Annotated in this window: 15 protein-coding genes and 3 pseudogenes; 9 read left to right on the top strand and 9 right to left on the bottom strand. The window is 68.2% G+C overall.

Translation table 11 applies throughout. The features are described from left to right. Nucleotides 1-122: 122 nt before the first annotated feature. The 4 genes and pseudogenes from E1295_RS44515 to E1295_RS44500 form a co-directional block, all read left to right on the top strand. A pseudogene (locus E1295_RS44515) lies at nt 123-440 on the top strand (IS1634 family transposase); the annotation flags it as partial. A gap of 113 nt (nt 441-553) precedes the next feature. Beyond that, a pseudogene (locus E1295_RS44510) lies at nt 554-965 on the top strand (transposase); the annotation flags it as partial. A gap of 3 nt (nt 966-968) precedes the next feature. After that, entirely contained in the window at nt 969-1,262 is a 294-nt protein-coding gene (locus E1295_RS44505) for a hypothetical protein (RefSeq protein WP_132640845.1), read from the top strand. Then, the gene (locus E1295_RS44500; RefSeq protein ID WP_132640843.1) at nt 1,246-1,809 is read left to right on the top strand and encodes a copper chaperone PCu(A)C; all 564 of its coding nucleotides are present in this window, start codon (nt 1,246-1,248) and stop codon (nt 1,807-1,809) included. The genes E1295_RS44505 and E1295_RS44500 overlap by 17 nt, the downstream gene beginning before the upstream one ends. A 157-nt stretch (nt 1,810-1,966) precedes the next feature. Here the strand turns inward: E1295_RS44500 and E1295_RS52115 are convergent, their stop codons facing one another. Continuing rightward, nucleotides 1,967-2,095 (bottom strand): hypothetical protein, encoded by a 129-nt coding sequence (locus E1295_RS52115; protein WP_281284810.1) that lies wholly within the window; start codon nt 2,093-2,095, stop codon nt 1,967-1,969. 463 nt (nt 2,096-2,558) lie between these two features. On the opposite strand from E1295_RS52115, the gene E1295_RS44495 reads away from it, so the two are divergent. Continuing rightward, the gene (locus E1295_RS44495; protein ID WP_132640841.1) at nt 2,559-2,810 is read left to right on the top strand and encodes a hypothetical protein; all 252 of its coding nucleotides are present in this window, start codon (nt 2,559-2,561) and stop codon (nt 2,808-2,810) included. A gap of 33 nt (nt 2,811-2,843) precedes the next feature. After that, a complete protein-coding gene (locus tag E1295_RS44490) occupies nt 2,844-4,499 on the top strand; it encodes a CocE/NonD family hydrolase (RefSeq protein WP_132640839.1) in 1,656 nt (551 codons plus the stop codon). A 167-nt stretch (nt 4,500-4,666) separates the two neighbouring features. Here E1295_RS44490 and E1295_RS44485 read toward each other — a convergent pair. From E1295_RS44485 to E1295_RS44460, 6 genes and pseudogenes are all read right to left on the bottom strand, one after another. After that, nucleotides 4,667-4,972: pseudogene (locus tag E1295_RS44485) on the bottom strand (IS1634 family transposase); the annotation flags it as partial. A 54-nt stretch (nt 4,973-5,026) separates the two neighbouring features. Continuing rightward, nucleotides 5,027-5,281 carry an integrase core domain-containing protein gene (locus E1295_RS51605; RefSeq protein ID WP_281284811.1) on the bottom strand — a complete coding sequence of 85 codons (255 nt, stop codon included), beginning with the start codon at nt 5,279-5,281 and terminating at the stop codon, nt 5,027-5,029. Further along, the gene (locus tag E1295_RS44475; RefSeq protein ID WP_342775970.1) at nt 5,173-5,448 is read right to left on the bottom strand and encodes a hypothetical protein; all 276 of its coding nucleotides are present in this window, start codon (nt 5,446-5,448) and stop codon (nt 5,173-5,175) included. Before E1295_RS44475 ends, E1295_RS51605 begins: the two co-directional genes overlap by 109 nt. 105 nt (nt 5,449-5,553) lie before the next feature. Next, on the bottom strand, nt 5,554-6,264 hold the full coding sequence (locus E1295_RS44470; RefSeq protein WP_246081140.1) for an SDR family NAD(P)-dependent oxidoreductase: 711 nt from the start codon (nt 6,262-6,264) through the stop codon (nt 5,554-5,556). Continuing rightward, nucleotides 6,162-6,971: an NmrA/HSCARG family protein gene (locus E1295_RS44465; RefSeq protein ID WP_132640835.1), complete on the bottom strand. Its 810-nt coding sequence runs from the start codon at nt 6,969-6,971 to the stop codon at nt 6,162-6,164. Before E1295_RS44465 ends, E1295_RS44470 begins: the two co-directional genes overlap by 103 nt. Then, on the bottom strand, nt 6,968-7,333 hold the full coding sequence (locus E1295_RS44460) for an SgcJ/EcaC family oxidoreductase (RefSeq protein ID WP_166427721.1): 366 nt from the start codon (nt 7,331-7,333) through the stop codon (nt 6,968-6,970). Before E1295_RS44460 ends, E1295_RS44465 begins: the two co-directional genes overlap by 4 nt. An 88-nt stretch (nt 7,334-7,421) precedes the next feature. Here E1295_RS44460 and E1295_RS44455 point away from each other — a divergent pair, with 88 nt between their 5' ends. Together E1295_RS44455 and E1295_RS49470 are read left to right on the top strand one after the other, a co-directional pair. Then, entirely contained in the window at nt 7,422-8,063 is a 642-nt protein-coding gene (locus E1295_RS44455) for a TetR/AcrR family transcriptional regulator (protein ID WP_132636638.1), read from the top strand. 150 nt (nt 8,064-8,213) lie between these two features. Further along, the gene (locus E1295_RS49470; protein WP_166427720.1) at nt 8,214-8,462 is read left to right on the top strand and encodes a hypothetical protein; all 249 of its coding nucleotides are present in this window, start codon (nt 8,214-8,216) and stop codon (nt 8,460-8,462) included. Nucleotides 8,463-8,483: 21 nt separating this feature from the next. Here E1295_RS49470 and E1295_RS52745 read toward each other — a convergent pair whose 3' ends face one another. Next, on the bottom strand, nt 8,484-8,939 hold the full coding sequence (locus tag E1295_RS52745; RefSeq protein WP_166427719.1) for an AraC-like ligand-binding domain-containing protein: 456 nt from the start codon (nt 8,937-8,939) through the stop codon (nt 8,484-8,486). A gap of 313 nt (nt 8,940-9,252) precedes the next feature. Further along, complete coding sequence (locus E1295_RS44440) at nt 9,253-9,612, bottom strand: ArsR/SmtB family transcription factor (protein ID WP_132640827.1); 360 nt, start codon at nt 9,610-9,612, stop codon at nt 9,253-9,255. Between the two features lie 521 nt (nt 9,613-10,133). Between E1295_RS44440 and E1295_RS44435 the strand changes: the two genes are divergently transcribed. Further along, complete coding sequence (locus E1295_RS44435; protein ID WP_132640825.1) at nt 10,134-11,531, top strand: phenylacetate--CoA ligase family protein; 1,398 nt, start codon at nt 10,134-10,136, stop codon at nt 11,529-11,531. Nucleotides 11,532-11,535: the final 4 nt, after the last annotated feature.

Genomic DNA, 11,535 nt, shown 5'->3' with positions numbered 1-11,535 from the left:
TTCCCGCGGGGCGCTCTGCTCCTTGAGCCGCTGGGCGACAGCCACCAACTCCAGCAGACCTTCGATGCCAATCATCGCAGCTCCAGGCCCTAACAGCTATATAGGTGCACTGTAGAAAGCTGCTTGAGCGAGGCTGGCGGGACATGAAACAGATCATCGACCTGCGGCCGGTCTATCACCGGCTCGAAGAACGCATCCGCGCCCACGTCATCCTCTGCTGGCTGGCGCTGCTGCTGATACGGATCATCGAGACCACCACCGGCAGCACCTGGCCTGCCTGCCGCCGCGAGCTGGAGCGGCTCCACCTGGGTACCTTCACCGGCCCCGCAGGCTTGTTCCGGCAGGTCACCACCTTGACCAAGCCCCAGCACGACCTACTCGCCGAGCTCGGCGTCCCCGCCCCCAAGCAGGTCATCGACCTGAAACCCTCAGCACGCTGACCAGCCCGAACACCGCCGCCTAGAGAAACGCCCTCCAGGCGGCCACATCCATGTCAGCCCAGCTCACACCCCAGATTCGGACCTCCAGGCCGCTGAACTACGCGGAACGCGGGCTGGCGGGCGCGGCCTGGCAAAGGTGTCGCAGTCACTACCTGCGCAACTTGCTGACCTGCGTGAACAAGAGTTCTCAGCCGTTCGTGGCCACCCTGGTCCGCACCATCTTCGACCAGCCAGACGCCGCCTCGGTGCGCACCCAGCACGCCTGGGTCGTGCAAACCCTGGAGGCCAAACACCCAGCCGCGGCCGAGCACCTGGACGCCGCCCGCGAAGACCTGATCGCCTTCGCCGCCTCCCCCCCGGGAGATCTGGACCCAGATCTGGTCCAATAATCCCCAGGAACGGCTGAACAAGGAGATCCGCCGCCGCACCTATGTGGTGGGCATCTTCCCCGACAGGCCCGCCATCATCCGCCTGATCGGTGCCGTGCTGGCCGAGCAGACCGACGAGTGGGTCGAAGCCCGCCGCTAAATGGGCCTCGACGTGCTGGCCAAGGCCCGCATCCGCGTGATCCCGGGCGACACACCCACCCGAACCCACTCCCGCAGACACTTACCGCTTAACCTGCAGAAACAGGATCACGCGAAGATCGATTCATACACCACGTCCGTGGACGTGACCGGAGCCGGGTTCCACGGCCTCTGCGGCGCACGGTTCGCGCTGCGCGTGCCGACCTACGGCACTCATCACATCACCGGACGGCCTGACGGCAACAGCGCGGGAATCTTCCTCTTCACAGGAGCGCGAAATGACGACATCACCTGACGGCCGCCACGTCGAGACGTGGCGGGCGGCGCTCCCGTTCCTGCTGACGGCCTGCATGCTGATGCTGCTCCCGGCCTGTAATTCCGCTCAACGGGAGTCCCCTCTGCCCCAATCCACCCGCAATCGGGAGGGCCTGGTCGACGGGCAGGTCGGGGCGATGCGGCTACTGCACGTCTACATCCTGGCCCCGCCCATGGACCAGCAGAAGGCCGGAGACGACCTGGGCCTCTACCTGACCCTGGTCAACGACAGCGACCAACCCCACAGGCTCGACGGCGCCAGCACCGTGCACGCCGAACAGGTCCTCTACCGCGAAAGCCCGACCGGCCCCCGCCAGCGCGTCGACGTGACGATCCCTCCCCGTCAGACCCTCTCACTCCAACAGGGGCACGACCGCCCGCACCTGGAACTCGTCGACATCCACCGCCCACTCGGCGCCACACCCATTGACGTCACCTTCCGCTTCACCACCGGCACCCTCACCCTGCGCATCCCGGTACTGCCGCTGTCACGAGGAGCCGAATCGCCCACACCAGGCCGCAGCTGACCGCCACCGGAAAGCACCACCACCAGCACAAAGTTGCCCTAGCGATCTTTGGTCTGAGCTTGCCACGTCAAAGACGAAAAAGATCGGAAGCATCAGCGCGCGGCCTGGATCTCGGCGTCGGCCACCTTGTCGTCCTCGTCTAGGATCAGGGGAGTCATCACCTGGGGTCGGTGTAGGGATTGACCTCGGCGTAGGCTTCATCGGCCTCAGTGAGGTCGAACCCTTCCTCCCACTGGCTGGTGTCGGGCCAGTTGTCCGGGCCGCCGACCCGGAACCCGGAGTTCACTCCGGCGCCGACAGGTCGGCCACGAGGAGCGTGGCTGGATGCCGGGCGCGCGCGTTGATCGCGTCCAGCGCGGCACGGCCCCTGTCGGGGTTTCTGCACAGCGCCAGCACCTTGTGGCTGGCGATTGCGAGCTGTTCGGCTGCTCGCAGGCCGATCGGAGTTGGCGCCGGTGACGGCAACGGTAAGTGGCGCGGGATGCGACATGACCATCATCCTAGTTGTTCGGAACATTCCGAACATGATGGTATGGCGAGTGTCGAGGAGTTCATCGAGAACGCGGGCCGGTACTTCGAGCGGCTGCGGCTCAGCCGTACCTCCGGCAGGGTCATCGGATGCCTGCTGGCCGACACGGGCCAAGCCGCCGACGCCCCGAGCCTGTGCGAGCGGCTGGGGGTGGCCAAGAGCAGCATGAGCCTGGCCCTGCGCCAACTCGAGCACTGCTGTCTCCTCTCGCTACCGGCCCGTGCGGGGGCGCCGGGATCACTATCGGCTGGCCGACGACGTCTTCGGGCGCGCGTTCCGCGCGAAGACGGCGGAGTTCACGGCCTTCACCGAGCTGGCCGAGCAAGGCATCAGCGCGGTCGGCCACCACCCCGTTGCCCGGGCCCGGCTGGAGCTGATGCGGGACATGTACGCGTTCATGGCGCGGGAGTTTCCCAGGCTGCTCGACCAATGGGACAAGGAGAAAGCCTCCCGGCACTCGGCCGACCACTGACAGCTTCCGCGAGCACTCCTGGGGGATGCACAGATGAGCCTTGCTACCCGACTGCTGGCCCTGATCATGGGCCTACCGCCGGCCACGTCCACAGACATCGCGGTCGACAAAGGCCTGCGCGTGGCGATGCGCGACGGTGTGGAGCTGGCCGCGGACCGCTACTACCCGCGAGGTGACCCCCGGGCGATGCTCGTGCTCATCCGCACGCCGTACGGCCGAAGCCGCGCCGTCCAGGGCTGGGGCACGATCGCACGAGCAATCGCCGAGCGCGGCTACCAGGTGATAGTCCAGAGCACCCGGGGAACGTTCGACTCCGAAGGAGACTTCGAACCGGGCGCCGCCGAAGCGGCCGACGGGCTGGCCACAGTCGAATGGCTGCGGCAGCAGCCATGGTTCCCTGGCGCCTTCGCCACCTACGGCCAAAGCTACGTCGGATACGTGCAGTGGGCGCTGGCCCGCTCCCGTATCCCGGAGTGGAAAGCGGTCGTCATCGGCGTCGCCCCGTCGGACTGGGCAAGCGGCTGGTCGCATCCCAACGGAGCCTTCTCCATCGGCAATGCCCTGTACTGGATCTACGCGATCGCTCCAGTCACCAGGGCGGACACGCCGGTGTCGGAGTCATGGCGGGCTCTCATTCGCCCTCGGCCATTGCGCACGGCCGAGACTCACCTGCCGATGGGCGCATCGGACCGGATCGCTCTGGGCGAGCAGGTGGACTACTACCAGCGATGGGTGGCCAGCGACGGGCACGACGGCTACAGCAAGGAGGTCGACTTTCGCGACTGCGCGGGCAACCTGCCCCCCACTCATCTATCCACGGGCTGGTACGACTTCTTCGTCAGCACGACCCTCACCGACTACGTGGCGATCCGTCGCGCCGGCCGGCCGGCGCGCCTGCTGGTCGGTCCAGGCGGTCACTCCTCAGGACAGAACAGGGCGGCGTCCCGAGAGCAGTTCCCCTGGCTCGCGGCCCACGGGCGCGGATCCGGCGTCTCGGTCCCCGACACGCCGGTGCGCGTTTACATCATGGGCGCCAACCACTGGGCCGATGTGGCTGACTGGCCACCGCCGGACTCCCTGCCCACCCCCTGGTACCTCCGCCAGGGCGGTTATCTCACCCCCGACCCGGATGACTCCGCCACCACCAAACCCTCCCGCTATCGCTACGATCCCACCGACCCCACACCCAACGTGGGCGGCGGTTTCCCCAATCTCCCCTGGCGGTGCGGGCCGAAGGACAACCGCATGCTCGAAGCCCGCCCCGACGTTCTCACCTTCACCACCGAGGCCGTGGAGCGCGACCTGACCCTCATCGGGTGGGTCGAGGCTGATCTCTTCGTCCGCTCCAGCCTGCAGCACACCGACTTCTTCGCCCGGCTGTGCGACGTCGCCCCCAACGGCCGCTCGACCAACATCTGCGACGGACTCCTACGCCTGCACCCCGGCTCCCCCGAGCCCGCCACCGACGGCGTCCGCCGCCTCAGCATCAGCTTGACGGGCACCGCTTACCGCTTCGCCCGCGGCCACCGGATCAGACTGCAGGTATCCAGCGGCGCACACCCAAGATTCACCCGCAACCTGGGCACCGGAGAGCCAGAAGCCACCGCGACCACCACACGAGCGGCGGACCAGGAAATCCTCCACGACTGCTACCACCCTTCGGCGATCGTGCTACCGCTGATCGACTGATACGGCCCCAAACTCGGGTCCGCGTCATCAATCGCAATGTAACCCTGTGTAACTCCCACGTTCCGCGTAATTCAGCGGCATGGAGGTCCAAATACGGGCTCTGAACTGGGCTGACATGGGTGTGGCCGCCTGGAGGGCGTTTCTCTAGGCGGTGGTGTTCGTGCTGGTCAGCGTGCTGCAGGTTTCAGGTCGATGACCTGCTTGGGGGCGGGGACGGCAAGCTTGGCGAGGAGGTCCTGCTGGGGCTTGGTCAGGGCGGTGACCTGCCGGAGCAGGCCCGCAGGCCCGGTGAAGGTGCCCAGGTGGAGCCGGTCGAGGTCGCGGCGGCAGGCGGGCCAGGTGCGGCCGGTGGTGGTCTCGATGATCCGGATGAGCAGCAGCGCCAGCCAGCAGAGCATGACATGGGCGCGGATGCGTTCTTCGAGCCGGTGATAGAACGGTCGCAGGTCGATGATCTGTTTCATGTCCCGCCAGTGAAGCGCCCCAACTTTGATGGAGACCTTGGACCGCCCCGGCGAAGTTGGAGGCTACTTCGCTTGGTTTTCGGTCGATACGGGCGCGTTGCCGTGTGACCGGTAGAACGCTTCCTCGTATTCGTGCGGGGGAACGTTCCCGCAGAAAGAATGTACCCCTTTCATGTTATACCACGCCACCCATTCCATGGTGGCGATCGTCACATCCATGACATTCTTCCAGCCGCCATGGAAATCGATGAGTTCCTTCTTGTAGAGACTGACGAGCGATTCCGCGGCGGCATTATCGTGGTCCCGCGAAGCACACAGTCGGAGGAGCCGGCGCACCAACGGACGAACCGCTTGAACCCCGCCTCCAAGCCCTTGTATTGCAGCCGCTCCGACTTTGCGAGCGGGTCCACGTGGTCGGGTACGCTGTCCACCGCCATCGCGCGAAGCCGCTGCGGGAACAGCCGCGCGTAGGAGGCCCCGAGCACGCCGCCGTAGGAGTTTCCGAGGAAGGAGATCTTCTCCTCGCCCAGGGCAGCGCGGATAGCGTCTCGTGGTGAGGTCTGCGCCCCTACCGCAGATCGGTCGGCGGGTCAGGTAGCCGGTGCCATCCGGGTGTGTCCGTGTGCCTCCTCGGCGAGGTCCTGCCAGTCGGCCCAGGTGTTGAGCCGGTCGGCGTACACCTGCGGAACGATCTGGTTGCCCTGGGCGCCGAAGAACACCCGCAATGGCGGGTTGCCGGAGTCGGCCACCTTGAGCAGCGCCCGGCCTGCCGCGGCCGGGTCACCGACATTCAGCGTCTTGGCGAAGTCGGCGAAACTCTCGCGCAGACCGTCATACAGCGGGTTGGCGTCGGCGTGGACGCCGCCGGCGGCTCCTTCGGTCGCGTAGGAGCCGGGCTCGACCAAGGTCACCTTGATGCCGAAGTCGGCGACCTCCTGAGCGAGGGTTTCACTCAGGCCTTGCAACGCCCACTTGGAGGCGACATAGCCGCCGCCGAGTGGGAACACGGTGAGGCCGCCGACCGACGAGATTTGGATGATGTGCCCGCTGCCCTGGTCCCGCAGGTCGCGGCAACCTTGTCGCCGCGAGACAGGGCGGCCTCGACGAAACTGCGGCCCAGGCCGCGGGACGAACCGGTGATGAACCAGACCTTGCTCATGTCGTCTTCCGTTCTTTCGGCGGTGAGTGTCAGTGACGTCTAGGGGACCTGCCCGCCGAGCCAGTCCTGGAAGGTGAGCAGGCCAGGAAAGTCCTTGCGCAGCTGGGCGAGGTCGGCCTGGTAGCCGCTCTCGGCAAACCATTCGAACAGCCTTTCCTCGATCGGCAGAGGAACGAGGCGCGTTGGCACCGCGGTGACCTTCTCGTAGATTCCGGCCACTTCGGCGAAGGTCAGCTCGTCGCCGGCGATTTCGAGTTCCACGCCCAGGTAGTCGTCCCGGTGGTCGATGACGTGCGCGGCGATCCGGCCGATGTCGTCGGTGGCGATCAGCTGCATCGGCCGGTCGGGGAGCACCGGGAGCTCCATCAGCCGTTCCCCTTCGACATCGGCGTAGTGCAGCAGGTTGTCCATGAAGAACACCGGCCGCACGATCGTCGCGGGCAACCTCAGAGCGCGGATGTACGCCTCGATCGCCGCCTTGCTCTCGAAGTGCTCGATCCCGGTGTGCCGCTCGGCACCGCCGACCGAGCTGTAGACCAGATGCCCGACCTCGGCGTCCAGTGCGACATCGGCGACGCGCATGCCCTGCCGTACCTCGGCCTTGAGGGTTTCCGGCTCATACGCCAGTGCCTGCATGCTGAACACGGCGTCCACGCCTCGCATGGCCAGCTCCAGGGACGCGGCATCCTCCATGTCGCCGACCACGAGCTCGGCACCGGTCAGCCGGCCGGCGGCCGGGCTCTGCGGATCGCGGACCAGGGCACGGACCTGCCAGCCACGGCTCAGCAGGTGACGCGCGGTGGCGCCGCCCTGCTGGCCGGTGGCGCCGATGACCAGGGCCACGCTCATGACGTCACCACCGGGGTGGTCTGGGCCAGCGCGATCCGCCAGGTGCCGTCGTCTTTGACCAGCACGAATGTCAGCGCTCCGGTGCGGCCGTCGTTGACGTGCTTGACCAGGTTGGCCAGCGCCACGTCCGGTCGCAGGAACGTGACGTCGAGCAGTTCGTTCTTGGTCAGCACGTCCTTGAGCGGGGTGCGCAGCGCCTTGGCCATGACCTGCCTGACCTGGTCGCGGCCGCGCAGCCGGATCCCGGTGAAATTGACCAGGGTCGCCTCCTCGGTCAGCAGCCCGGTGAAACCGGCCACGTCGCTCTGCAGGTCTTCGGCGTCGCGGACGACCTGCTCGATCGCCTCGATATCGGGATTCATGTCGCGTCTCCTCAATTCGCGGAGCGATTCGCTCCGATTTGAGACTATGCCGGAGCGCTTCGCTCCGCAACTGGTAGGGTCTGTGGCGATGACCACGCGCAAAGACATCGCAGAACGCAACGACCGCGCTTTGCTTCAGGCCGCGCGCGATGTGCTTGCCGAAGACGGCGCGCACGCGTCGGTGGCCGCCATCGCGACCCGGGCGGGCGTCGGTATCGGCAGCCTCTATCGCCGTTACAAGACCAAGGAGGAGCTGTTCCAGCGGCTCAGCCTGCTCTCTCTCGACCACTGGAACGAGGCGGCCGAGCAGGGTCTGGCCGACCCTGACCCGTGGGCGGGGCTGGCGGCTTTCGTTCACGGCTGTGTGGCGTTCGGGCAGGGCTTGCTGGCGCCGGTCGCCGGCACCATCGAGGTGAGCCAGGAGATGAGCGCCAAGGCCCGCCGCGGCGACGAACTGCTCGCCGAACTGGTACGGCGGGCGCACCAGGCCGGCGTACTGCGCGAGGACGTGGCCGCGGTCGACATCTCGCTGCTCATCGAGCAGTTCGGCCGTTCCCCGGTGGTCGATCAGCTGCGCAAGCAGGGCAGGGACGATCTGCTGACCGCCGCTGCCCAGGCGCGCCGACGGCTGATCGCGATAGCGCTCGACGGGTTGCGGCCGGGACACGGCCCGTTGCCCGGTTCTCCGCCGGGCGAGGAACTCTTCACCAGCCGCTGGTCAAACGAGTAGACGACCCCCGATACCCGGCCCGGCACCCGAGCAGCAAGGTCTACGAGGCGTTTGTGCCCCGAGCTCGGTAGTCCGGCCCGGACAGCAGCGCCTCCGCTGACCGACATCCGATCCAATCCCCCGCCTACAGAGCCACCTGGTCTTGTCCAGATGGATGGCATCGCGGTCGACGCCCGCGCGCAGCAGCGGGTCGATCTGGTGGTCGGGGTTCTGATCGGCGGTACTGATCCGCGCGTAGCCGAAGAGCGCTGCCGGAATCCACTCCGCGCACCGTTCACCGACATTGATTTTCGACACGAGTTGTCGACAGCGCCCACCTGCGGTTCCGTGATCGGTCCGGTGACTGTCGACAGACGACCGTTATTCGACACGGAGATGACTGACCCGGTTACCGCATAGCGTAGTGATGGTTACTCAGCGCTACTTTGCGGCTGGGACGCGGACCCGGGTGGGGGGACCGAGCAGTGCGGTGACGCGATCAATCGCGGAGGCGTAGGCGCGGTGGGGGTGGCCGTGCGCGGGGTGGAGAGGAAGGCGTCGGCGGCCGCAACGACCGCGGGAACTGCAGGCACACCGTCTGGGTCGCTCGCTCGGCGCCATCCGGGTCAGGGAAGGATGTGAGCTGTCACGTATGGACAGGTCACCGACATGCAGTTCCGCGTGCCGGCCGTCCTGCTCTCCCCACACGCGACCGCGTACGGTGCAGGTCACCATGAACGTCTCGGGATCGGATCGGCGGATCAGTTTGGGCGTGCGATGAATCGACAGTGGCGTCGCGGTCAGCACGGCCACCTGCACGAGGCCGAGCTCACTGAAACCGGCCTGAGCCCGGAAGTCGCTCTCCAGATGCGGTTCACAGCGGGCATCGAGTGGCACCCACCGCTTTGAGCTCACCTCGCGTCAGAGGGCGAACCGCTCGCTCGCCGGGACCTCGGCGGTGCCGATCACGTCCATGACTCCCCCTTGGTGTCGCCAGTTGCCGTGGCCATCTTCGGCAATCGCTTCCGCGTAGTCGTCGTCCGCTCGACGCAGGTGCCGGTACGTCTGCCGGAGTAGGCATTCGAGAGCGCTGAACACAGATCCGAGGCCGCTCGGGCCGTCCGTGGGCAGGCGAATTGTTGTCGATCACGTTGCTGCTGCGGGCCGGCTGCCCCGCTACGGCCGTCCTCCTAGAGCTCGGGGCTCGTGACTATCGAGGAGGATCGGGTGCCAGGCTTCCGTCGGGGGCTATGTGATCGAAGATCTGGCCGATCAGCGTGATCACATGAGGGTCCTCCACCGCGTACAGCGTCCGGCGGCCGTTGCGGCGTGCGGTGATCAGGCCGGCCAGGCGGAGCTTGGCCAGGTGCTGGGAGACCGTGGCGATGCTGATGCCCGCGTGCACGGCCAGCGTGCTGACGTCGTAGGAGGCGTGGGTGATCAGCCACATCAGATGCAGCCGTACCGGGCTGGCCAGCAGAGCGAATGTCTCGGCCGCCGCCTTCAGCTGCGCGGTGGTCGGCGGTGGGTGCTCGGCGCCGGGTGAACCCGGTGCAGGTGAGGTCGACATCGTCTCTCCATTGTCTCGCGCCCACGGCCTGCCACTCACCCTACGCTTCGACGGTTGCGCGACTTCCGAAACGTGTGGAAGATTGGGGGCACTCCGAAGGGGAGTAGCCCGCAACGCCCGCACGTCGACATGCTGAGAACCTCGCGTTCTCCGGCGGCGGGGACCGGTCACCGGCCGGTGGGCGAGACCTTCGGCCACGCTGTCATGCCTGGCCGAGTCCCCCCGCGGATGCCCGGCCGGGTTCCACCGCCCGGGAAGGACTCCTCCGCTGGCTTCCACCACGCTGCCGCGCCCACGGCCGGTCTGCCCTCAGCTGAGCGGCCCACCGCCACCCTGCGCGCTGATGCCCCTGCGCACGTTCATCGCCCGCCTCGGGCCATCGAGCGCGGCGCCCCCGGCCTCCGGTAACCGCCGGTAGCCGCCGCCGTGACTCCTGCCGGGCCGTGCCTGTCGCGCCGTGCCCGCCTCATCCTCCACCAGCGGCGGCGCCGCGGCGCCGCCAGAAGGGACACCACAGCATCATGAACACCTCGACGTTGCGGCTGCTGGCCGACGCCCGCTCCGCCAAAGCGGGCGGTGAACAGGCGATGGCCGCCCGGCAGCGGGCCCGCCTGAGCGAGCTCGTGGCGTGGGCGCGTACCCGCTCTCCCTGCTACCAGCACCTGTACCGGGACCTGCCGGCCGGAGTGGCCGACCTGGCCCTGCTGCCGCCCACCAGCAAGCGCGAGCTGATGGCCGCCTTCGACGACTGGGTCACCGACCGTGCCGTCACCCTGGCTCAGGCGCGGGCCTTCGCCGGCGACCCGGCCCGCATCGGGCAGCGGTTCGCCGGCCGCTACACGCTGTCCACCACCTCCGGTACCACCGGCACGCACGGCATCTTCCTGCAAGACGCCCGGGCCGCGGCGGTGACCTCCGCGATGATGGCGCGGATGCTGGCCGGCTGGCTGAGCGTGCGGGACGTGGCCCGCATCGCGCGCGGCGGCGCCCGGATGGCGCTGGTGATCCCCGAGGGCGGGCATTTCGCCTCCACCGTGGCCGCCGCCCGGCTGCGCGGCCGCCCCCGCATCGCCGCCTTCAGCGTGCACCAGCCGCTGGCCGACCTGGTGGCCGAGCTCAACGCCTTCCGCCCGGCGGTGCTGGCCCCCTACGCCAGCATCGGCGCGCTGCTGGCCGGCGAGGCCGAGGCCGGACGGCTGCGCATCGAACCGGCCCTGGTGATGCTCACCGCCGAAGGCCTGCCCGTCGGTGAGTACGCGCGCATCGCGGCCGCCCTGCGAGCGAAGGTACGCACCAGCTACGCCTGCAACGAGTGCCCGTTCCTGTCCTACGGCTGCTCGCAGAGCTGGATGCACGTCAACGCCGACTGGGCCATCCTCGAACCCGTCGACGAGCGGTACCGGCCGGTGGCGCCGGGCGAGCCCTCGCACACCGTGCTGCTGACCAACCTGGCCAACCGCGTGCAGCCGATCCTGCGCTACGACCTCGGAGACAGCGTCCTGCTCCGGCCCGATCCGTGCCCGTGCGGCCACCCCGGCCCGGCCGTCCGCGTCCAGGGCCGCGCCGCCGACCTGCTCACCTTCCCCGGCCCCGGCCCGGAACAGGCGCCGGTCACCCTCGCCCCGCTGCCGCTGGCCACCCTGTTGGAGGCGGTGCCCGGCCTGGAACTGTTCCAGATCGTCCAGACCGCGCCGGCCACGCTGCGCATCCGGCTGCACCCCGCCCCCGGCACCGACCCCGCAACCCTCTGGCATCACGTCGAGACCCGCATGCGCGACCTGCTGTCCCGCCACGGCCTCGGCCATGTGCGCCTCGAACGCGGCAGCGAACCGATCCAGCACAGCGCGGGCGGCAAGGTACGCACCGTCATCCCGCTTCCGGCCACCGGCAAGGACCCGGCCGGCTCCGCACGCCCCTGACCAC

Source organism: Nonomuraea mesophila, from assembly GCF_004352805.1.
In the GTDB taxonomy this organism is placed as follows: Bacteria; Actinomycetota; Actinomycetes; order Streptosporangiales; family Streptosporangiaceae; genus Nonomuraea; species Nonomuraea longispora.
Note: the sequence above shows the minus strand (reverse complement) of the source record. Positions and strands in the feature narration are given on the sequence as shown.

Coding starts and splice junctions, on each gene's coding strand:
- E1295_RS44505 (WP_132640845.1), top strand. CDS start 969: ATGGGCCTCGACGTGCTGGCCAAGGCCCGCATCCGCGTGATCCCGGGC.
- E1295_RS49470 (WP_166427720.1), top strand. CDS start 8,214: ATGGATGGCATCGCGGTCGACGCCCGCGCGCAGCAGCGGGTCGATCTG.
- E1295_RS44500 (WP_132640843.1), top strand. CDS start 1,246: ATGACGACATCACCTGACGGCCGCCACGTCGAGACGTGGCGGGCGGCG.
- E1295_RS44455 (WP_132636638.1), top strand. CDS start 7,422: ATGACCACGCGCAAAGACATCGCAGAACGCAACGACCGCGCTTTGCTT.
- E1295_RS44435 (WP_132640825.1), top strand. CDS start 10,134: ATGAACACCTCGACGTTGCGGCTGCTGGCCGACGCCCGCTCCGCCAAA.
- E1295_RS44465 (WP_132640835.1), bottom strand. CDS start 6,971: ATGAGCGTGGCCCTGGTCATCGGCGCCACCGGCCAGCAGGGCGGCGCC.
- E1295_RS44490 (WP_132640839.1), top strand. CDS start 2,844: ATGAGCCTTGCTACCCGACTGCTGGCCCTGATCATGGGCCTACCGCCG.
- E1295_RS44440 (WP_132640827.1), bottom strand. CDS start 9,612: ATGTCGACCTCACCTGCACCGGGTTCACCCGGCGCCGAGCACCCACCG.
- E1295_RS44460 (WP_166427721.1), bottom strand. CDS start 7,333: ATGAATCCCGATATCGAGGCGATCGAGCAGGTCGTCCGCGACGCCGAA.
- E1295_RS44470 (WP_246081140.1), bottom strand. CDS start 6,264: ATGGTTTGCCGAGAGCGGCTACCAGGCCGACCTCGCCCAGCTGCGCAA.